The sequence below is a fragment of the Paenibacillus sp. LS1 genome (assembly GCF_026013365.1).
In the GTDB taxonomy this organism is placed as follows: domain Bacteria; phylum Bacillota; class Bacilli; order Paenibacillales; family Paenibacillaceae; genus Paenibacillus.
In genome coordinates, this window is sequence record NZ_JAPDOE010000001.1 from 157,543 (window position 1) to 178,916 (window position 21,374).

Genomic DNA, 21,374 nt, shown 5'->3' on the forward strand with positions numbered 1-21,374 from the left:
ATAAAGGATTTTATTAATATCTACAGTAATGTTGAGTGTGAAATAGCAAAATATTGCGGTTAGTCAAAGAACAATTTACGGTACACAAGGCTTTCTCCGCCACTACGAAATTCGCCTGGCGTAACTCCCGTTATGCTACGAAAGGCTTTGATAAAATAACTTCCACTGGAATAGCCGACTTGTTCGGCGATGACTTCAACACTAAGGGTAGTTCCGCGCAGCAGTTCCATCGCTTTCTCAGTGCGTACACGGGTCAGATAAGCACCTGGCGTCAAGCCTGTACTGGAGGAAAAGCGACGTATAAAGTGATATTTGGAAAGGGAAACCTGCTCGGCAAGGTGATCGATACTGATCATCTTGGAGTAATTGTTTTCTATGTATTCAACGGCTATTCGAATGTTCTCAGACCAAATCTCCCTGTTGTGCAATGTTGTTTTCTGTAGTCGGGTCAATTCTGTCATGAACTGATACACGCTGGATGATGCGATCAGAGGATCAGTAATTCGGCCTGCAGCCGCATCAGTCACGATCATCCGCAACAGTCGGATCGGTGTACAATCAGCGGGAAGATAGGGAACTTCTCCCGCTTCACGAAGAAATTTTCGCCAATGGGGCAGAATAAGAGTGGGCCTGAAAAGCAGGAACAGAAACTCCCAAGGTTCTTTTGATGCTGGATGGTAGTAATAGCGATGTGGCCCTGGAATTTCTGCTAAAAAAGCTTGTCCTGCGGTAACATGATGAATACGATTATTCGACTCAAATACACCTTCACCCGAAATTGTATATTGGAACAACAGGAGAGGCCCGTCCGAACGCTCGAGTCCATCCCAATGATAAGAAGGATCGGTTATTGAATCACAACCAGCCGCAAACAGTACACACAGTTGGAGCTCCTTGTCTTCGGCGAATCGAAACCCATAGGTTCCTCTGGGGATATTCATATCAGTTCTCCTTGTTGCCCTGAATTTTTACTGCGCTCCGCGAATGAATATATCTACTAGCTTTTGGGCCAATGAAAAATTCGAACCATATTTGTGCAGGTTATCTTCCCGATTACCCATAAGCATCAAAGTCGAGAAGGTTTCTGCCAGGAAAAACGGATCGTCCGTCCGCAGTCTATTTTCATCCATTGCCCGTTGGAAATGGGCGGCTAACACTTCGTGAATCTGATGCTCCGCGTTGCGTATATCCTGAATTTGAGCATGGTCGAGAAAAGGCTCAGCTTTTCTGAGCATAGTTTCAATCTCCGCATGTGGATTGCCCAATCTGGCCTCAGCCAGACGAACAAGCCCCGACTCCAAATTCTCGGCCTGATCAAGCATTTGCGAGGTTAATTGACTCACATTGTGTAGCATCGTTGTAAAGGCAACCTTAAAAAGCTCTGGTTTGCTGGTGAAATGATAATAAATGGTTGGCTTTGACACGCTACATGTTTTGCCAATTTGCTGAAGCGTGACCGTTTCGTAGCCATACTCCATGAATAGCTTTGAAGCCGTTTGAATAATAGTTTGCTGAATAGAGATATCTTCGTCGCCATGTTTAGGTCTTCCAGGCAAACGTTTGGGTGATTTTTTTGTCATTGGACTTCCCTCCATGAATATTTTATGACAAATAACGATAGTAAGCAAAATCACTTGTAATTATACTTACCGGTAAGTATAATTTATAAAGAGTTAAAAAAGGCAACACATTATTCTCATGACAAGGTGGTTTTAGGGTTGAAGACAGCACAACGTACAAACAAATGGAAAAAGATAATTATGTGGACAATCTTGTCCATCGTTATCATCGTGGCCGGAGTTTTCGTATATCTCAATTCAGTTACGTATAGTCCTTCTGAACGAGCTGAAACGGCGATGACAAGCGATGCTCAGGTTAATGTCACCAAGATTAAGGACGGTTACCGGTTTGAACCCTTGGGTACAGAGGTAACCGAACCGAATATTATTTTTTATCCGGGCGGTCTAGTTAAACCTGAAAGTTATTCTCCACTTGCCAGAGAAATGGCAGAGCAGGGTCACCGTGTATACATCGCGAACATGCCGATAAACTTGGCGATTTTCGGTCAAAACAAGGCTGATTCCTTTATCGAGGAACATCCTAACGAAGCGTTTGTTATTGGCGGCCATTCATTGGGAGGGTCATTCGCAGCACGGTATGCTGCGGAGCACAAGGAGAAATTGGAAGGCGTCTTTTTCTTGGCCTCTTATGCAGACGAAGGGGGTAGCTTGAAGAATACGGACTTGTCTATCTTGCAGATTACAGGCTCGGATGACGGAGTGCTTAACTGGGAAGACTGGGAGAACTCCAAAGCAAATCTTCCGGAAGATACGACATATGTGAGTATTGAGGGTGGAAATCACGGTCAATTTGGCTCATACGGTATGCAAAAAGGAGATAATCAACCTGCTATTACGGAAGAAAAGCAGTTGGAAGAGGTTGCCGTAGCACTGGAGAACTGGATGGATACATTAAATTAAACTATTATATTAATGTATTGAATGGATAATTATCGTGGTACAATTGAAGTCGCTATTTTAGCGGCTTTTTTTGTTGAAAGAATTGCTTTAATTACTACAAATCGTTAACATTAAAAGCATTGTCATCGAAGTAACAGCAAAACGAAGGGCAGCAAGAGCAAGAACATCAAAAGGAGAAAAGATTATGTTTTTCAGAAAATTCGCTTACACATTATTGATCATCATCGCCGCATTATTGTTCTCGGGTTGTACTTCACAGTCACTGCTTGATCTCGGGTCACCTCAAGCTTCGGAGGATATGGGATTTGATGAGGTTGCCGACTATATCTCGGAGCACAATGAACTCCCACCAAATTACATTACCAAGAAAGAGGCCAGGGATCTGGGATGGGAACCAAGTGAAGGGAACCTGCATGAAGTGGCACCAGGTAAAAGCATCGGCGGCGACGTGTTCGGAAACCGGGAAGGACTACTTCCCAAGAAAAAAGACCGCATATGGTATGAAGCCGATATAAATTACGCAGGAGGTCGGCGCGGAAGCGATCGAATTCTATACTCGAATGATGGTCTAATCTATCAGACGACAGATCATTATAAGTCATTTGAACAGTTAAAATAAACGGAGGGAATGCTATGAGCATCATTCAGATTAACGGAAACGATTTTCACAGCAAGGAAGAGCTTCATCAAAGTCTTCAAAACCAGCTTGAGTTAGATGAGAGCTATGGAGGCAATTTGGACGCACTATGGGATGTCTTGACTGGGGCTGTAAGCATGCCACTTACTTTTCAATGGATCGGCTTTGAGAAAAGCAAAGAGATTCTTGGAGATTACGCTGACCAAGTCATGGAATTGTTGCGGGAAGTTGAAGCAGAGATCCAAGGATTCACGTTGGAACTATATTATTGAAAAGTATTATTGGGATTATGAGGCGATGGGCAACCATCGCTTTTTTGGTTTTCCATAGTTTGACTGAGACTCATGTCTAGATCATGCTATTTTCATGGCTTAATAATCAAGGTTGGGGTTAATAGACTTCCTTATACTTTAAGGATGGAATAGGATAGGCAGGATTTTAATCGTTTGTTAACGCTCGGATATGTAAGCGTATACTATTCCGAAGTGAAGCATCGTATTGTCTGCATTAGTTAACACGAATAACAACATCTAGGGGGCAGAGAAATAATGAGAGCCGTATCAAAAGTGCTAGGAGCTTGTCTCGTAACAAGTGTTGTGCTAGTTTCCGCTGGTTGCGGAAATGCTGCAGAGAATTCCGAATCGAATACCAGTGATCCCAACAGTCCGATTACATTTAGCTTTTTCGGCGCAGATGCAAGTCCCAACTGGAATAAAATGCAAGATGCGGCAGGAAAGAAAATTACGGAAGAAACCGGTGTAAGCATTGATGCAGAATTCGATATCTCGAGCGGAGGCGGCAACGACCGTATCTCCCTGATGGCTGCCAGCGGTGATTATCCCGACCTGATCTTCCCCAAAGGCAACTTAACCAGACTCGTTGATGCTGGTGCAATGGTTGATTTGACGGATCTGATCGAAGAACATGCCCCCAATTTGAAAAAAATCTACGGTGAGCACTTCAATCGGTTGAAATACAGTAATGATGATCCTTCAATCTATTGGATTCCAACGAACGGTGCAATCGATCAAGTTAGCTTCGACGCCACGAACGGTGCGGCTATTCAACATCGTGTAGTCAAGGAACTCGGGTATCCTGAGATCAAAACCTTAAACGATTTCGAAAATGTGCTACGTGACTTTTACGAGAAGAATCCGACAACAGAAGATGGCCAACCTACAATTCCACTGACGCTTAGTGCAGATGGATGGCGGCGAATGATCACCGTTACCGATCCAGCTGCCATGTCTACGGGTGGCCTCGGAGATGGCGAGTATTTCATCGATCCGGACACTTACGAGGCTGTTCTCCATTACAAGCGGCCAGAGGAAAAGGAATATTTCCGGTGGTTGAACAAGATGTACAATGAAGGGTTGCTGGACAAAGACAGTTTTGTTCAAAAAGATGACCAGTATAAGTCGAAAATCGCCAGCGGACGCGTGCTTTCTTTGCTTGATCCGAACTGGGGATTCAGTGATGCGGAAAATGCGCTGAAAAGTGCAGGGAAAGACGACATGACCTACGGATTCTATCCGGTAACACTGGATGACAGTTTTCAGCGCAAAGACTTCCAAAATATTGGTTTTGACGGTTATGGCATTGGCATAACCGTCGATTGTGAAGATCCTGTTCGGGCCATCAAATTTTTGGATTGGATGTCTTCTGAAGAAGGGCAAGTATTGAGAAACTGGGGCGTTGAAGGGGAGCAATATAACGTGGAAGACGGTGTTCGCACCATCCCGGCAGATGTACAGGAACGTAAAAACAAAGACAATAACACATTTACCAAAGAAACCGGCGTAGGTTTGTACTACATTTTTGGTGCCCATTACGGAGATGGTGTTAAAGATTCAACGGATAACTACTATACAACCAATTATCCCGAACAGATTCAGCAAAGTTATTCTGATGAGGAAAAAGAAGCGCTGAAAGGCTATGACATCACCACATGGAAGGACTTGTTCCCTTCCGAAGAGGAATTCCCGGTAAAAGAGTGGGGCGCGGCTTACAATATGCCGATTCCATCCGATAGCGGGGATTATAATGTGGTTTACCAGAAAACGCAGGATATTATTCAGAAACGGATCGCCGAAGCGATCACATCCTCACCGAGTGCCTTTGAAGGCATATATGACAATATGATTGCTGAACTTGATAATGCAGGTGCAGTAGGCATGGAACAGCAGTATACAGAGTGGATTAAAGATCGCGTTAGACTGTGGACGGGAAAAGAGATCAATTAACTAGCGGATACGATCACAATAATTAATTGTTTGCAGATCTGAAGTATATCAAGAACTAAAAAACATCGAGCCATGCAGGATGGCTCGATGTTTTCATTTTACATTTTACATTGAATAAGCTGGTCATGATCTTGGTAATGCCTCCATCACATCACGCCGTCGTTTGATATATCTACCCGGGGAAATGCCGACCATTTTGGTAAAACTGCGAATAAAATTGGCGTAGTCACTGAATCCTGACTGAAAGCACGCATCCGTAATGCTCATTCCTTCAGACAGGTGGAATTTGGCACGTTCAATACGGCGACCCAAAATGTAGGACCGGATCGTCAATCCGGTATGCTTCTTAAATTGGCGGCTAATGTAGGTGCTGTTCATATAGAACACTTCGGCAAGTTTGCGAAGTGTAATGTCTTGATGTAGATGTATTTCAATATAATCCATGGTTTCACGAACCAGTTCAGGCATAATGTCATGGGGAACAAAGGAATTGTTATGAAACCAGACGTTAATCATCAGCAATAATTGGGCTACGGCTGCATTTATTTTGATGTCGGTGCCATAAGCATCTGATGCCAGCAATCCTTCGAGTTCATTCGTCCATTGCAGCATCTGCTTCAAGCTATAATCGTCTAAATGTACGATGTTGCCTGATCCTTTGGGGCGATGATCAAAACATGCCAATAGATTGGTTGAGGCTGTAGACAACTGATATAAATATGTTTTTTTTAGATTGATGGTTACTCGTTCATACTCAGATTCATCCAAAATATAGGCTCGGTGCATCTCCTCAGGTGACATTACAAGTAAATCCCCAGGCTGCACATGATAGCATCGATTATCTACATAGAAATGAACATTGCCACGAAGAAACAGGTAGATCTCATATGCATTATGGCGATGGTAAATGGTATCCAGCTTATACGTAGTAACGCGGTGCAGATATAGGAATTCAGGCTGGATAGGGTCATAGAAACACTCAGAGGATCCACTCATGAAGCACCTCCTGTCATTTCACGCAATAAATAGAGCGGTTTACGCAATGAAATTGTATTCAGCTTACCTTAAAATGTAATCATCCTATCATGATACCTTTTGTATTGCAAACGCTTTCGAAGCAATGAGACAACTAATAACGTTTACAGGGGGAATTCTTTCGATGAATCATAATTCTACATCACATGCTGGTGAACAAAAGCAAGTCCTGCCTGCCAATCTGGAGAGTATAAACGGGGAGATTGGAAAGCTTCGTCCCAACGGTAACCCTCTGATGGCCCACAAATTCGGAGCCGATCCCTATGCTTTGGTATTTAACAATCGAGTCTACTTATATATGACTAGCGATAAGCTGGAATATGATCAGGAGGGTCTCCCTCAGAAAAACAGCTATAGTTCAATCAACCGGATCACGGTAATTTCTTCAGATGATTTGGTCAATTGGACGGATCATGGCGAGATCAGAGTGGCCGGACCTCAAGGCGCAGCGACATGGGCTTCACAATCCTGGGCCCCGGCAGCTGCTCATCGAATTATTGAAGGAAAAGACTGTTTCTTTCTTTATTTCGCAAATAATGCCAGTGGAATCGGTGTATTGTCCGCACCAACACCTGTAGGTCCATGGGTAGATCCTATAGGAAAAGCACTCATTACAAGAGAGACTTCGGGAGTAGAAGAAGTGACCTGGTTATTCGATCCTGCTGTGTGCGTAGATGACGATCACCAAGCCTACATATACTTCGGTGGTGGTATTCCAGAGGGGAAGGCCGAGAGACCGGACACGGCAAGAGTGATGCGATTGGGAGATGATATGATCAGCGTTGTTGGCAAAGCAAAGGTCATCCCGGCGCCATATATGTTTGAGGATTCAGGAATACATAAATATAATAATATGTACTACTATACGTATTGCTCCAATTTTGACGAGGGTGATCGGCCAGAGGGAGATCCACCACCCGGTGAAATCGCATATATGACTAGCGTTCAGCCAATGGGACCATGGACATATCAGGGAACGTTGCTTCAGAATCCGGGTCACTTTTTTTGATGTTGGCGGCAACAACCATCATGCTATATTCCAACTGGCGGATCAGTGGTACATTGCCTACCATGCCCAGACGTTGTGCCAAGCCATGAATATACCGGAAGGTTACCGCTCAACGCATCTCAATCGAGTGGAACATGACGAAACCTCTGGTCGGATCAAGAAGGTGCAAGCAGATTATCAGGGCGTAGATCAGATCAAGTGGTTCGATCCCTATCAACAGGTGACTGGTTCGACGATTGGTTGGAGTAGCGGCGTATCAACAGAGCAATGTCTTAACTCGAATGAGACGTCTGCTGAGATGGCAGCATCAGATTCGAATGTGATTTCTGCTAAGTTGCAAAGTGACAGTTGGATCGCTATATCGAACGTCGACTTTGGTAGTGAGGGACCTACAATCTTCAAAGCCCTTATTTTGAATCAAGCAACCGAAGGTGTGTTAGAGCTTCGGCTTGATCGTTCAGACGGACCGTTAATTGGAGAGCTGATTATCCCTTCCGCGACCGGATCACTTCACTGGGTGGAGCTAACAACTGAAGTTACGGGTGCGCAAGGTGAGCATGACTTGTATATTATGTTTAATGGTTCAACAGATAGCTCGACCATCCTATTACGAGAATGGAAGTTTAATAGACAAAATGAGGTGTAATTGAAGCATGTATCCGAATCCAATTATTTGGGCCGATTACCCGGATCTTGACGTCATTCGTGTAGATGACACATATTATATGGTCAGTACAACTATGCACATGATGCCGGGATGTGTCATTCTGCGTTCATATGATCTCATTCATTGGGAAGTAGCCACCTATGTATATGATAGGCTTGACGACACACCAGCCCAGCGGCTGGAGAATGGTCAGCACATTTATAGCAAAGGCATGTGGGCTGCATCCCTTCGTTATCATCAAGGTAAATTCTATGTGATCTTTGTCGCGAATGATACCCGAAAAACATACTTATACACATCCACCTCCATCTTGGGAGTATGGAAAAAGCAGATCATAGAAGGTTTCTACCATGATTGCTCCTTATTTTTCGACGATGATGAACGGATATATCTCGTGTACGGTAATACCGAGATCTATCTGACCGAATTAACCTCTGATCTGTCTGGGCCAAAACCTGGTGGATTGCATCGCTTGATCGTAAAAGACGAGCAGCCGTACCACCTGGGTTATGAAGGAGCACATTTCTACAAGATCAATGGTAAGTATATGGTGTTTCTGATTCATATCACGAAAGCTTCCGGGCGAAGAACACAGGCATTTTACATGGCTGACTCACTTGAAGGTGTCTTCACGGGTGGAGAAGTATTCAATGATGATATGGGTTATTTCAATTCAGGTGTTGCTCAGGGCGGTATCGTGGATACACCGGATGGAGACTGGTATGCCATGCTGTTTCAGGATCATGGGGCCGTTGGCCGCATTCCTGTATTGGTTCCGCTACATTTTGATCAAGATATTCCGGTATTTGCAAGCAAAGCTCCGAAACAGATTGATATCCCAAGCACCAGACCTGAGCACCGTTATAACCCGTTGGTAGGTAGCGACCTTTTCAATTATACAGCCGAAGAAGATGGAAGTGTACGCCTCCGCGATTTTTGGCAATGGAATCATACACCTCATGACGAACTCTGGTCCCTTACAGAGAAACCGGGAGTTTATCGTGTTCGAACCGGACAGATCAGTCCGAATTTGACTTTCGCCGTAAACACGCTTACCCAGCGTTCCATGGGACCCGCTTGCGAAACAACAGTGACGCTCGATGGTAGTAGTCTGAATGACGGGGATTATGCAGGGTTATGCTTCCTGATCGGTTCATACGGTATGATCGCTCTTACGAAACAGGAAGGTAAGTTTTACTTGGTCATGCATGCTAGAGATAGTGAGGATTCAACGATATTTGGTAATCTGATTGATCAGGAGCCTGCTACTGAACATGCACGTATTCCAGTATCAGAGCCAGTAGTTAAACTGAAAGCATCCGGAAATTTTGAGAACAATCTGGATGAGTGCTCTTTTGCCTACTTCGATGGGACTGAATGGGTAGAGATAGGGATTGTCCATAAAATGATATATAAACTGGATCATTTTATGGGTTGCCGGATAGGGTTGTTCCTATATTCAACTGAAATGGTTGGAGGAACAGCTGATTTTTCGAGTTTCGAATATCGCGTGATTCATTCTGATTGAGCACAATGATGAGAACAGTAAGAATCTGTAAAAGCCGCCCAACAGCGGCTTTTCGTATTCAATGGGTATAAGTTGTTGTACAATGATATGGATTCAAATCGACAGAGAGAAGAGAGTTGTTCAAACCGAACTGGGGGCATGTCATCATGTATAAGAGATGTCTGGACATAACAAGATGGACCTTCATTCTGTTTCTTGCTGTGTCCATACCAGCAGGTCATACCGAAGGGAACTCCAAACAATATCATCCGCAGCCAGATGGGCAGCAGATTCAACTTCCCTCTACCATTGAGAGGTATTCCCCTCCCATAGAGGTCTCTTTTGTCAGGGAAACTGGAGATGACCTTGAGCGAATGATTAACCAGTTGCCTGGTGAGACGATGCTGGATAATCGTTGGACTCGTTTGTACGAGAAAGAACTAGGTATTCAAATTCATTATGACTGGATTGCGAACGGGGATGTGTACAGTCAGAAGCTGGGTGTATCCCTCGCTGCAGGACGTTTCCCGGATGTGGTCAAAGTGAATCCATATCAACTTAGACAACTAAGCAATGCTGGAATGATCGAAGATTTAACCGATGTGTACCAAGAGTATGCTTCCCCACTAACAAAGCGTATTTTGGAGGCGGAGGGAAGAGGAGCATTCGACGCAGCAACCATTGACAGCAAACTTATGGCGATTCCCGAATCATCTTCCTCCATTGAGACTGCGCAGTACCTCTGGATTAGAACAGATTGGTTGGAGCATTTGGGGCTACGGCCGCCTGAAACGATGGAAGATGTGCTTCAAATATCGAAAGCGTTTACAAAAAGAGATCCCGACGGTAACGGAAAGCAGGATACGTATGGTCTCGCACTAACAAACCATCTATGGGATCCCGTCATGGGAGCCGCAGGATTTCTGTCTGGTTACGGGGCCTTCCCTAATATCTGGGTCAAAGATGCAGACGACAACCTCACTTATGGAGGCATACAACCTGAAGTTCGCGAGGCTCTGCAAGTACTGCAAACGATGTATTTTGACGGCCAATTTGATCCGGATTTTGGTTATAAAAATGGCAGCAAGGCTTTTCGTTTGGTTCAGGATGGGAGAATAGGAATGCTATACGGCGAACAGTGGACATCTTTTATGCTTCAGACTACACGGGCTACAGATACAGATGTAGAATGGCAGGCATATCCCATTGCGGCGAAGTCAGGCAGAGAACTGAAGGTACCTCTCCGTTCTAACACAGGGCAATACTTTGCTGTAAAAAAAGGGTTCTCGAACCCGGAAGTTGTCGTGAAGCTCATGAATCTGCATCTCGAAACGAACTGGGGGGATCAGGCAGAGTACGAAACCTACTACAACGATGATTCCCGAGCGGTGTGGATGCTTTCACCGGTTACGCCCTTTCCCGGCAATAAAAATATAGATGCATACAAACAAATCCGTGATGCCAGAAGCACAGGAGACTTCTCTGTTCTCCAGAATGAAGCTCTAGCCATTCACAAACGGATTGCAGCCTATGAATCGGAAGGTATGGATAGCGGCTGGGGCTGGAAACAAACCTACGGACCTTCAGGCGCTTTTAGTATTGCAGATTCTTACGAGAAAAATGGCCAACTTCTCTATGATCAGTTCACGGGCGGTATTACGGACACGATGGTTGATCGACAGATTATTCTTCGGGATCTTCAGCTTGAAGCTTATATGAACATTATTCTCGGTAAGCCAATAGATGAGTTTGATCGATTTGTAGAGAACTGGCGCAAGCTGGGCGGAGATCAGATTACATCTGAAGTTAACGCGTGGTATAAAACCAACAAGCCAAAGGAGCGCTAACGTTCTCACTCCATTTACTCATATAAGGAACTAATCCTACTAATCCTTCCTTTGGCATTGGAGGTGGATGCATTGATCAAGATCCCTGCTAAATCGTGGACTAACAGTATATTTGCTCGATTAATAATTACTTATCTCGTATTCGTGCTTCCCCTTATTCTTCTTGGTGTGTATCTATATCATTGGAGTTATGACAATGCCAGCCAGGAAATATCCTTGTCAACGGAGAGACGGCTGAACCAATATGTCGTGGAATTAAACAGGGAAATGGAATGGATGGAGTTACAGCAGTTTGATATTGTGGAGGATCGAAAACTGAATCGTCTGGCCATTCTCTGGGACATGATGGATCAGGTTGAGCGACGTGATACATTGAATTATTTATCGGAACGGCTCGCTACGTTCAAAAACAGCACGGCTTACATCAAGAACGTTCATGTACATATCCCTAAAGTCGGCAAAAGCATTTCTGCGACACAAGGTATCGATGATTTCGATGAGAGTTCATATATGTACTTCAGTTCAGGGATGCAAGGCAAAGGTACACGCTTCACTGTGAAAGACGAAACCTTGAATTTGAGTGCCGTCAGGCTGACAGGAACGAGAGGAGAAGCTCCGCTATTTGTTATTCAAGTGGAGCTGGATACCGAGCATTTTCAAAATGAACTAACCAGGCTTAATTTGTACCCGGAGAGTGCAACTTTTCTGATTGAAGACAAAACGGGGCATGCCATCACAGATAAGCAACAAAGTACTGATATTCTCGCGAATTACCGTACGCACAGCGTAAAAGGTACACTTGATGGGTTTCGGATGAAGGTGGGAGACACCATGTATCATGTGAGTCAGTTGCATATGGACTCCCTGGGCTTGTCTGTAGCGACATATTTGCCCGAAGAAATTGTAACGAAGCCACTTAGCAAGTTCTATCATTGGGCTTGGCTGTTCGCCATTACATCATTTGTTGCTATCACGGCGTATCTTTATTCAAGCTACAAGCTAATTCACATTCCATTGTTATTGTTGGTGAAAAGATTCAAAAAAATGGAGGGCGGCGTGCTGGATGTCCCCATCGTGCACAATCGGAAGGATGAGTTTGGGTTCCTTTACACCCGTTTCAATCAAATGATTGAAAATCTTCAATCCTTGATCGATCGAGATTTCAAAAAAACAATGATGATGCAGCGGGCCGAGTTGAAACAGCTTCAATCGCAAATCAATCCTCATTTTCTGTACAATAGCTTCTTTATTCTGAATTCGCTCGCAAGAATAGGGGAAACAGAACGTATTGAACAATTCACCAACATGCTGGGTGAGTACTTCAGGTTCATTACCCGAAATGAAACAGATCATGTCCAGTTGAAAGAGGAAGTTGAGCATTCGCGAAACTATACGGAGATCCAGCAGTTGCGATTCTCCAGACGAATCAAAGTCGATTTTGGGTCACTTCCTGCTAATATGGAACATATTCACGTTCCCAGGCTCATTATTCAACCAATTATTGAGAACGCGTATGAACACAGTTTAGAAAAAAATACGGCCTCCGGACTTCTACTTATCCGGTTTAATATTGAAGGTTCGTATGCTGAAATCACGGTGGAAGACAACGGCAATGAGTTAGATGTGAGACACATCCATGCCCTTCAACAGCGCATGCACAAGGACGGAGGCGCTGAAGAAATGACGGGATTAATGAATATTCACCGACGTCTGGCTCTGACGTATGGAGAAGGAAGTGGCCTATTCCTATCCAGAAGTGAACTACAGGGATTAAAAGTTACAATTCGAATCCAGTTGAAGGAAGGGGAAAGCGAATGTATCGACTTTTAATTGTAGATGATGAAGAGATCATTACGGACAGTCTCTATGAAACGTTTGCGAGACATATGCCTGATCGGCTTGATGTATGCAAGGCTTATTCCGCGACGGAAGCTTTGTCTTGGATGCGCAGATCAAGAATCGACATCGTCCTAACGGACATCCGTATGCCGGGTATAAGTGGTCTTGAACTGACGGAGCAGATTCAAGCCAGTTGGCCCAATTGTCGTGTCATTTTTCTCACAGGACATAGCGATTTTGATTATGCCTATCGAGCTTTTCAGATGTCCAATGTGCGTTATTTACTCAAAACGGAAGGCTATGACAAGGTGATGTCTGTTGTCGAAAATGTGATGGAAGAGATCCGGCAGAGTCACAGTATGCTTAAATTATTGGAACGATCTCGTGAAGTCAACTCCCAGCTTGCAGTAATTCAGCAAGAGGAGTATTTGCGTAAGCTACTTCAGGATTGTACGGTAATGATCTCTTCTCCGTTAGAACTGCAAAATGAATTAACTAAACGAGACATTCCCTTGCAGGTGAACTCGCCAGTGTATCTCATACTGGGTCGGTTTAACACCCCACCAGAAACAGGATCGGAGCTCACACAACTCCAGGAATCTGTGCGCATTATCGGCTCTTCGCTAATGCATGAGCGTACAGTGTACGTCAGTGTAACGGATCATCATGGGGATACGATCTGGCTGCTTCAGCCGAAGCAGGAGCAAGAGATGGCGAATGATAAGCTTGTACGATTCCTAGAGGGTACATTGGAACTGATACAGGAAGCTTGCATGGTATCCCTTGGCGTATCCATTGCATTTTCATTAAGTGGGCGAAGCTGCAGTTGGTCCGAGTTAACCAAACAATATGAACGTCTGAGATTAATTCAGTGGATGAAAATTGGAGACGGTGTATCCATGGTACTCACGGATCTTCGCAATGATCTTTCGGCTGGTGTACCCAAAGAATCCATACGTCTCTCAAGTCGAATCGAGATTATGTCGGGCTATTTGGAAACGGGACGAATCCAGCCATTTTACGATAGTTTTGAGGAGCTTGCGGGCGAACTGTTACAACAGGATATTACGATGGAACGTGCGATGGAGACATACTACCATCTGGCATTGTTGTTGCATTCGACGATCAATCGATGGGGGCTCCAGGATAAAATACCGGATCAACGAAGTTTGCTTCATTTGGGGGAGTATACATGCATGAAGGATGCTGTACAATATCTCTACCTTGTTGCCGACGAACTAGTCCGTTTTAAGAGATCGAATGAACAAGAACGCGCCAACATCGTAATTCATTCCTTGTGCAGTTACGTTAAGGAGAATCTTGAGAAAGATCTCTCGCTGGTAAGATTGGCTGAACTTCATCATTTTAACCCATCATATCTGTCGCGATTCTTCAAGCAGGAAATGGGAATCAACGTGTCAGAGTTCATTGATGACTGCCGAATAAGGAGAGCCAAAGAATTGCTTCAGAACACGAATCTCATGGTGCGTGAGGTTGCACTTCAAGTGGGGTACGAGGCTGCGCATTCATTTACTAGACTTTTCAAGAAACTAACGGGAATGACCCCGCAGGAATACCGAGAATCTCTTCTGGTACGCTAGATATGAATCATGCCGAAAGGGCATAAACCACAGTCAATTCAGACAATGCAAAAACCGCAGGGAGAACAAATCCTGCGGTTTTTTGTGGTTGATATTCAATGGATGAACATACAAATTCGGAGATTCGCTCTTAAGCGGAGTGGATTTTTTGACGTCTATAGGCATTTGGACTTGAGCCAGCATACGTTTTGAACTTTTTATAAAACCAATCGATGTCTTTATAACCTACTTCAACAGCAATCTCGTATATTCGCAGATTGGTGGATGACAGAAGCTGCTGGGCTTTTTCCATACGTTGCTCGAGCATGTAATCATTGAAAGACATCTTTTCTTCCAGCTTGAACTTCTGTCCAAGGTACGCGCAGTTAAAATGAAGCATGTCAGAGATCTTCTTCAGCGTGATTTCATCACCCAGATGCTCCCGAACATAGTCTTTGACAATACGAATGACATGGCTTGAATGCATGGGCTTACCGTTCATTTGAACGGGTGTTTTGAAGAACGACGACGTTTTGTGTGCCGGGTCGGTTTCAAGGTGAGATCTAAGTGCATGCAGACTGTTAAGTAAAGAAGAAGGACTAACAGGATACGGGAGATAATCATTTACCTGATACGTCAGGGCTTTGCGTACGAACCTGAAGTGATCTCTTCCACCCATCAGGAGAATAGGTATCTGACTTTTTTTTCGAATGTCATTGCATAACCAGAGCCCCGCGGTATCAAACCTCTCTGTATGTACCATAACAAGGGAAAAGTCTCGTTCTGACAATGCAGTCAAAGCCTCAGACGATGAGAACACACAATTTCCTACGGTGTACTGGGATTTGCTCCTTTGCAGAAGCTGCTGCAACTCTCCGCACAAACGATGGCTGAAATCCACAAGTAAAATGTCATACATGAAGTAATACCTCACCTTCTCCTAAATTTCAATCTAATTAATCAACTGAAATATGGCTTGATTTTATTATGCGAATAAAAGAAAGCGCATACAATGTGCATATTTTTGTAGACAGTGCATTTCTTTACCAATTAAAACCTATAATGCACTTTGCTCGCACAAAATTACGAGAATCTATATTCACTCCGGGTAAACATCTGTATTCTGGCAGGTTGTTTGCGCTTTCATTTGAACGATACACTGTGAGAGCAAAAGACAATCAGGGGGGAAGACGATGAGAAAAAACAAGTTCATGCTACTGAGCCTGGTATTTGCGGTCTTGTTGGTGATTGCTGCATGCAGTTCTGCACCTACCGCTCAACCCGAGCCGGAAAAGACAACACCACAGGAGGAACAAAAACCCGCGGAAACTGAACCAAAGAATGAAAACTCTACGCCAGAAATGGATTTTGACATGGGCGGCAGAACGATCAAAGTGGTTGCTTGGTGGGACATGGAAATACAGGGGAACAACCCGGACAACATTCAACGCCTTGAGAATCTCGAAGCGCTGAAGAAAAAACACAACTTTAATATTGAATACGTTTCTATCGATTTTGGCGAATATCAGGAAAAGGTGGTTGCTTCCCTGATGGCCGGTGAACCGCTTGGCGATCTGGTGAGATTGGGCAAAAACTATGCCATTCCGGCATTGACCAAACAGGATCTGTTATGGCCGGTGGATGATTATATTAAAAACGACAAGGTATTCAACCAGAAAACAACCAAGGAATACATGCAGTATGAAGGCAAAGGTTATGGCTTTACCGAGGACCAGTCCTCGTTTATCAACGGAATTTTCTATAATCGCACGCTTATGCAAGAGCTCGGCCTGAAGCCACTTCAGGAGTATGTGGATGCCGATGAATGGAACTGGGATACATTCATCAGCGTTGCAAAGCAAGCGAACAAGGATCGAAACAATGATGGCAAGCTGGACACCTGGGGACTCGCTCAAACGGGCTTGCTGGAACCGATTCTGTATTCCAACGAGGCTTCTCTGACCAATGAGGATAAGCAGAACCTGGAAGATCCAAAAACGAAAGAAGCGTTGAACTTCCTGTCCAAACTGGCTACCGAGAAGGTCGGAAGAGCTTCTGAGGGCGGCGACTGGACAGAGCCATCCACGTTCTTCCGGCAAGGTAACACCTTGATGTATTCAGGTGCGATGTACGAAGTCGAAGGCATTATGACGGATATGAAGGATTATGATATTGGTTTTGTACCGTTTCCAAAAGGTCCAAGTGCAACAGCGTATCACTCCGGTGAGTCACGTTACCAGGCTATAACGATTCCTAAAGCGGTAGAGAATCCGGAACAACTGATGTACATCTGGGAGAAAATTAACGAGATCGATTCGATCTATGAGTATCCGGGGCAATCCACACTGGAGACACATCTGACCGATGAAGCAGATATCAACAACGCCAGAGAGGTTGCGGAAGGTATGTTGGTTCTAGACCATAACACATTCCCGTCTTTGCCTTTCTGGGACTTTGACGCAGAGCTCAAAGAAGGGGTATCCGTATCTACGTTGATCGAGAAATACAAGGCTCCTTTCCAGGCTGCGATTGATGAGGTATACAAATAAGCATCACGTTACACGGGCAGAACGCACCAGTGAAGGTGCGGTCTGTCCGGGTTAGTCAATCGTCCAGTTCTCGCAACACTTAGAGGAAAGGGGATACATTCAAACATGCGGTCACGTAAGAAAAAGGGACTAATCCTGGTTCTTGTCCTGGCCTTGGTGCTCTCCATATGGACACTATATCCATCGCGGGATCGTAATCCGGGAACGGTACATGCGCTTGAGGACTTTGAGGCGGTATCGGGGACCGAGGATTCATTCAGTTATGAGCATTATCTGACTGCTCATGACAATACGGCCAAACCGGATGAAATTGTACGCATCGAAGGTGAATCTTATGTTCAGGCAGAGGATGGGGAATTTGAGGTTGTGCAAGGGTACGCCGGATTAGACGGAAGTGCCGTAATTACGCCGGAAACCGGAACCATCCGCTGGGAAGTTCCCGTTCAGGTGAGCGGTTTGTACAACATTCGCATTCACTATTATCCCGTAGAAGGCAAAAGCTCAGGAATCGAACGCAGGCTTGAGCTTAACGGTAAGGTCCCGTTCAGAGGGGCCGATATTCTTCTGTTTGACAGAGTATGGGGGAATCGCGAGGATAACGTCCGACAGGACGATCGTGGCAATGACCTCAGACCAAGACAAGTGGAACAGCCCGAATGGCAGCTGACCTCCTTCAAGGATAGCGCAGGGTACTTCGAGGAACCGTTTCAGTTTTATTTTGACAAAGGCAATCAGCAGTTATCGCTCACTTCATTAAGAGAAAGCATGGCAATTGATTATATCGAGCTGTACCAGGAAAGCGAAGTTCCTTCCTATGCAGAGCTGGAGCAGACCTATGTCTCACGTGGCTTGAAAGAAGCCGCTCCTGTCATGCTGAAAGTACAGGGGGAGGAGGCTGTCAGCAAGTCATCTCCTACACTGGCACCGATCTCGGACCGATCAAGCCCTTCACTGGAGCCTTATAATGTATCGAAAATTCGGATGAACGCCATCGGGGGCATTAACTGGAAGCTGCCGGGCGAATGGATTGAGTGGGAAATCGACGTGCCGGAAGACGGACTGTACCAACTCGCTCTTAAGGTGAAACAGGATCAATTGCGTGGGATCTATGCCACCCGCAGTCTGACGATTAACGGCGAAGTTCCGTTCAAGGAAATGAAACGCATTCGATTTAACTACAGCCCGGCTTGGCAAACTCAGGTCTTGGGTTCGGGAGAAGATCAGCCATATCAGTTTCATCTGGAAAAAGGGAAACACCGAATCCGAATGACGGTTACACTTGGCGACATCGCTCCGCTGCTGCGGACCGTGGAATCCAGCGTGCTGGAACTGAATGAGATGTATCGCAAAATATTAATGATCACCTCCAATAGTCCGGACCCACTGCGGGATTACCAGCTGGAACGGCGTATTCCGGAGATGACGGAGGTGTTTGAACGACAAGCTGACACCTTGCGCTCTGTTGCAGATTACCTGGAAAAGGCCACGGGTGAGCAAAGTGACAAAGTGGCCGTACTGCACGCCATGGTACTGCAGCTTGAAGATATGGCGGCCAGACCAGAGACGGTTCCCAAACGGCTGGATACGTTCAAAATTAACGTAGGCGGTCTCGGCACGTGGATTCTATCGGTACGTGAACAGCCGATTACGTTGGATTACCTTGTCGTATCTCCGCCGGGTGAATCACTGCCAAAAGCGGAAGCGAGCACCATCCAGCAGGTGAAGCACGAACTGGGCGCATATGTTGCCTCGTATACCGAAGATTACGACAGCATTGGTAACGTGGAACAAAAGAAGGATGCCATCACCGTATGGATCACGACCGGACGGGATCAGGCCCAAGTTTTGAAAGGCATGATCGACGATTCTTTTACCCCGGATACGGATGTGTCCGTGCAGTTACGTCTCGTTCCGCCTAATATTTTGCTGCCCGCAACACTCTCGGGGGAAGGACCGGATGTAGCCATGCAGATGGGCGAGGACATTCCGGTGAACTATGCGATGAGGAATGCAACAGCGGATCTGAGCCAGTTCCCTGATTTTGAGGAAATTTCGGGCAGGTTCCGCGAAAGTGGATTGACGCCTTACCGCTATAACGACGGGGTATATGCCCTTCCGGAGCAGCAGCATTTTCCAATGCTCTTTTACCGCAAAAATATTCTGAATGAACTGGGCCTCGAACCGCCGAAAACGTGGCAGGACGTGTACAACGCCATCGCCGTGCTGCAGAAGCACAACATGGAGTTTTATCTGCCGATAGAGGATACGCTGAACAATGCCAACCTGGTTCCGAATTCAACCTTTGCGATGTTGTTATATCAGAATGACGGAACGTTCTACACCGATGACCAGAAGAAAAGCGCACTGGATTCGGAGATTTCTATGGACGCGTTCAAACGCTGGACGCAATTTTATACCAATTACAAGTTTCCGCTCAAAGCCGATTTTCCGAATCGCTTCCGTACTGGGGAAATGCCAATCGGGATTGCTGATTACACCACGTATAACATGCTGACGGTTATGGCTCCGGAAATCCGCAATCTCTGGGACTTTACGATTGTTCCGGGTACACAGCTTCCGGATGGGTCCATAAGGCACGAAGTAGCCAGCGCAACGAGCGCGGTGATGATGCTGGAAAATGCCGACAACAAGGAAGCGGCGTGGAAGTTCTTGAAGTGGTGGACTGATGAGCAGACCCAGATTGAATACGGGAGAGAAATGGAAGGCCTGATGGGAGCGGCTGCCCGTTATCCGACGGCCAATATCGAAGCCTTGAAGCAATTGCCTTGGCCAGTGAAGGATTATCAAAATCTTGAGAAACAATGGGAATGGGTACAGGGAATCCCGCAGCTTCCGGGAGGTTATTTCACGGGACGACATCTGGACAACGCCTTCCGCAAGGTGGTCAATGCGAATGAAAATCCGCGTGAAGCCTTATCGGACTATGTGTTGTACATCGATGATGAAATAGAGTTGAAACGCAAGGAATTTAATCTGAAATAGAGGAAAGGGAGGGTAACGGTTGCAAGCTAAAACTACTAAGACAGCCGCCGCTCCTGCCGTCCATACCCGCCAGGTCGGCTGGTGGTCCCTATTGAAGCGGGATCTGTATCTCAGCAGGCATTACTATGTGTTGATGGCACCGTTTATGCTGATTTTTTTCATGTTTACTGTCATTCCGGTTGGCATTTCACTCGGGCTCAGCTTTTTTCACTTCAATATGCTGGAGCTGCCGCGATTTGTCGGCTGGCAGAACTATTCCCGGCTTTTTCTGAACGACGACGTATTTCTGATCGCGCTCAAAAACACGCTGCTTTTCGCCGTAATTACAGGCCCTGTCAGTTATGTTGCCTGCTTTTTGTTTGCCTGGATCATTAATGAGCTGTCTCCTAAAATTCGGGCGGTCATGACACTGGTTTTCTATGCCCCTTCCATATCGGGCAACGTTTTCTTCATCTGGCTGATCATCTTCTCGGGTGACAGCTACGGGTATATGAACGGCTTCCTGATGCGCCTTGGCGTCGTACTGGAACCGATCCAATGGCTTGCAGACGAGAAGTATGTACTGGCAATCGTCATTATTGTACAGCTGTGGCTGAGCCTGGGAACCAGCTTCCTGGCCTTTATTGCAGGACTGCAAACCATTGATCGTTCTCTGGTTGAAGCAGGAACCGTAGACGGGATCAAAAACCGCTGGCAAGAGCTCTGGTACATCACCTTGCCTTCGATGAGACCGCAGCTGATGTTTGGTGCGGTAATGCAGATTACCGCTTCCTTCGCCGTAGCCGAGATCTCCATCGCACTGGCAGGTTTCCCAAGCGTGAACTATGCGGCACATACCGTTGTCACACATCTGATGGACTTCGGAACCATTCGTTTCGAGATGGGGTATGCCTCGGCCATCGCAACAGTCCTGTTTGCCCTGATGCTGGGAACGAATATTTTCACGCAAAAAATGCTTAGAAAGATAGGTGAATGACG

The 21,374-nt window shown here is 45.5% G+C and carries 17 protein-coding genes; 13 read left to right on the top strand and 4 right to left on the bottom strand.

What is annotated here, in order from left to right; genetic code table 11:
- Positions 1 to 59: 59 nt before the first annotated feature.
- A complete protein-coding gene (locus OM416_RS00740; RefSeq protein WP_264926173.1) occupies positions 60 to 941 on the bottom strand; it encodes an AraC family transcriptional regulator in 882 nt (293 codons plus the stop codon).
- 27 nt (positions 942 to 968) lie between these two features.
- Entirely contained in the window at positions 969 to 1,580 is a 612-nt protein-coding gene (locus OM416_RS00745; RefSeq protein ID WP_264926174.1) for a TetR/AcrR family transcriptional regulator, read from the bottom strand.
- A gap of 138 nt (positions 1,581 to 1,718) precedes the next feature.
- Here OM416_RS00745 and OM416_RS00750 point away from each other — a divergent pair, with 138 nt between their 5' ends.
- The 4 genes from OM416_RS00750 to OM416_RS00765 all read left to right on the top strand — a co-directional run bounded on the left by OM416_RS00750 (position 1,719) and on the right by OM416_RS00765 (position 5,360).
- Positions 1,719 to 2,480: an alpha/beta hydrolase gene (locus OM416_RS00750; RefSeq protein ID WP_264926175.1), complete on the top strand. Its 762-nt coding sequence runs from the start codon at positions 1,719 to 1,721 to the stop codon at positions 2,478 to 2,480.
- Between the two features lie 184 nt (positions 2,481 to 2,664).
- Positions 2,665 to 3,099: a ribonuclease domain-containing protein gene (locus OM416_RS00755; RefSeq protein ID WP_264926176.1), complete on the top strand. Its 435-nt coding sequence runs from the start codon at positions 2,665 to 2,667 to the stop codon at positions 3,097 to 3,099.
- Between the two features lie 14 nt (positions 3,100 to 3,113).
- A complete protein-coding gene (locus OM416_RS00760; RefSeq protein ID WP_062834405.1) occupies positions 3,114 to 3,389 on the top strand; it encodes a barstar family protein in 276 nt (91 codons plus the stop codon).
- A gap of 276 nt (positions 3,390 to 3,665) precedes the next feature.
- Entirely contained in the window at positions 3,666 to 5,360 is a 1,695-nt protein-coding gene (locus OM416_RS00765) for an ABC transporter substrate-binding protein (RefSeq protein ID WP_264926177.1), read from the top strand.
- Positions 5,361 to 5,483: 123 nt separating this feature from the next.
- Here the strand turns inward: OM416_RS00765 and OM416_RS00770 are convergent, their stop codons facing one another.
- Positions 5,484 to 6,356 (bottom strand): AraC family transcriptional regulator, encoded by an 873-nt coding sequence (locus OM416_RS00770; protein ID WP_264926178.1) that lies wholly within the window; start codon positions 6,354 to 6,356, stop codon positions 5,484 to 5,486.
- A 163-nt stretch (positions 6,357 to 6,519) separates the two neighbouring features.
- Here OM416_RS00770 and OM416_RS31790 point away from each other — a divergent pair, with 163 nt between their 5' ends.
- The 6 genes from OM416_RS31790 to OM416_RS00795 all read left to right on the top strand — a co-directional run bounded on the left by OM416_RS31790 (position 6,520) and on the right by OM416_RS00795 (position 14,865).
- Entirely contained in the window at positions 6,520 to 7,404 is an 885-nt protein-coding gene (locus OM416_RS31790) for a family 43 glycosylhydrolase (RefSeq protein WP_319951878.1), read from the top strand.
- An 85-nt stretch (positions 7,405 to 7,489) separates the two neighbouring features.
- Complete coding sequence (locus OM416_RS31795; RefSeq protein WP_319951879.1) at positions 7,490 to 8,050, top strand: carbohydrate-binding protein; 561 nt, start codon at positions 7,490 to 7,492, stop codon at positions 8,048 to 8,050.
- Positions 8,051 to 8,057: 7 nt separating this feature from the next.
- Positions 8,058 to 9,599, top strand: a complete 1,542-nt coding sequence (locus OM416_RS00780; protein WP_264926179.1) for a glycoside hydrolase 43 family protein — start codon at positions 8,058 to 8,060, stop codon at positions 9,597 to 9,599.
- Positions 9,600 to 9,745: 146 nt separating this feature from the next.
- Entirely contained in the window at positions 9,746 to 11,425 is a 1,680-nt protein-coding gene (locus OM416_RS00785) for an extracellular solute-binding protein (protein WP_264926180.1), read from the top strand.
- Positions 11,426 to 11,488: 63 nt separating this feature from the next.
- Positions 11,489 to 13,255 carry a sensor histidine kinase gene (locus tag OM416_RS00790; RefSeq protein WP_319951880.1) on the top strand — a complete coding sequence of 589 codons (1,767 nt, stop codon included), beginning with the start codon at positions 11,489 to 11,491 and terminating at the stop codon, positions 13,253 to 13,255.
- Positions 13,240 to 14,865, top strand: a complete 1,626-nt coding sequence (locus tag OM416_RS00795; RefSeq protein ID WP_264926182.1) for a response regulator — start codon at positions 13,240 to 13,242, stop codon at positions 14,863 to 14,865. Before OM416_RS00790 ends, OM416_RS00795 begins: the two co-directional genes overlap by 16 nt.
- Before the next feature lie 130 nt (positions 14,866 to 14,995).
- Here OM416_RS00795 and OM416_RS00800 read toward each other — a convergent pair whose 3' ends face one another.
- The gene (locus tag OM416_RS00800) at positions 14,996 to 15,763 is read right to left on the bottom strand and encodes a helix-turn-helix domain-containing protein (protein ID WP_264926183.1); all 768 of its coding nucleotides are present in this window, start codon (positions 15,761 to 15,763) and stop codon (positions 14,996 to 14,998) included.
- A gap of 274 nt (positions 15,764 to 16,037) precedes the next feature.
- Between OM416_RS00800 and OM416_RS00805 the strand changes: the two genes are divergently transcribed.
- From OM416_RS00805 to OM416_RS00815, 3 genes are all read left to right on the top strand, one after another.
- Positions 16,038 to 17,393 carry an extracellular solute-binding protein gene (locus tag OM416_RS00805; protein ID WP_264926184.1) on the top strand — a complete coding sequence of 452 codons (1,356 nt, stop codon included), beginning with the start codon at positions 16,038 to 16,040 and terminating at the stop codon, positions 17,391 to 17,393.
- A gap of 105 nt (positions 17,394 to 17,498) precedes the next feature.
- On the top strand, positions 17,499 to 20,396 hold the full coding sequence (locus tag OM416_RS00810) for an extracellular solute-binding protein (RefSeq protein ID WP_264926185.1): 2,898 nt from the start codon (positions 17,499 to 17,501) through the stop codon (positions 20,394 to 20,396).
- Positions 20,397 to 20,415: 19 nt separating this feature from the next.
- Complete coding sequence (locus tag OM416_RS00815) at positions 20,416 to 21,372, top strand: carbohydrate ABC transporter permease (protein ID WP_264926186.1); 957 nt, start codon at positions 20,416 to 20,418, stop codon at positions 21,370 to 21,372.
- Positions 21,373 to 21,374: the final 2 nt, after the last annotated feature.

Coding starts and splice junctions, on each gene's coding strand:
- OM416_RS00740 (WP_264926173.1), bottom strand. CDS start 941: ATGAATATCCCCAGAGGAACCTATGGGTTTCGATTCGCCGAAGACAAG.
- OM416_RS00745 (WP_264926174.1), bottom strand. CDS start 1,580: ATGACAAAAAAATCACCCAAACGTTTGCCTGGAAGACCTAAACATGGC.
- OM416_RS00755 (WP_264926176.1), top strand. CDS start 2,665: ATGTTTTTCAGAAAATTCGCTTACACATTATTGATCATCATCGCCGCA.
- OM416_RS00760 (WP_062834405.1), top strand. CDS start 3,114: ATGAGCATCATTCAGATTAACGGAAACGATTTTCACAGCAAGGAAGAG.
- OM416_RS00765 (WP_264926177.1), top strand. CDS start 3,666: ATGAGAGCCGTATCAAAAGTGCTAGGAGCTTGTCTCGTAACAAGTGTT.
- OM416_RS00770 (WP_264926178.1), bottom strand. CDS start 6,356: ATGAGTGGATCCTCTGAGTGTTTCTATGACCCTATCCAGCCTGAATTC.
- OM416_RS31790 (WP_319951878.1), top strand. CDS start 6,520: ATGAATCATAATTCTACATCACATGCTGGTGAACAAAAGCAAGTCCTG.
- OM416_RS31795 (WP_319951879.1), top strand. CDS start 7,490: ATGAATATACCGGAAGGTTACCGCTCAACGCATCTCAATCGAGTGGAA.
- OM416_RS00780 (WP_264926179.1), top strand. CDS start 8,058: ATGTATCCGAATCCAATTATTTGGGCCGATTACCCGGATCTTGACGTC.
- OM416_RS00785 (WP_264926180.1), top strand. CDS start 9,746: ATGTATAAGAGATGTCTGGACATAACAAGATGGACCTTCATTCTGTTT.
- OM416_RS00795 (WP_264926182.1), top strand. CDS start 13,240: ATGTATCGACTTTTAATTGTAGATGATGAAGAGATCATTACGGACAGT.
- OM416_RS00800 (WP_264926183.1), bottom strand. CDS start 15,763: ATGTATGACATTTTACTTGTGGATTTCAGCCATCGTTTGTGCGGAGAG.
- OM416_RS00805 (WP_264926184.1), top strand. CDS start 16,038: ATGAGAAAAAACAAGTTCATGCTACTGAGCCTGGTATTTGCGGTCTTG.
- OM416_RS00810 (WP_264926185.1), top strand. CDS start 17,499: ATGCGGTCACGTAAGAAAAAGGGACTAATCCTGGTTCTTGTCCTGGCC.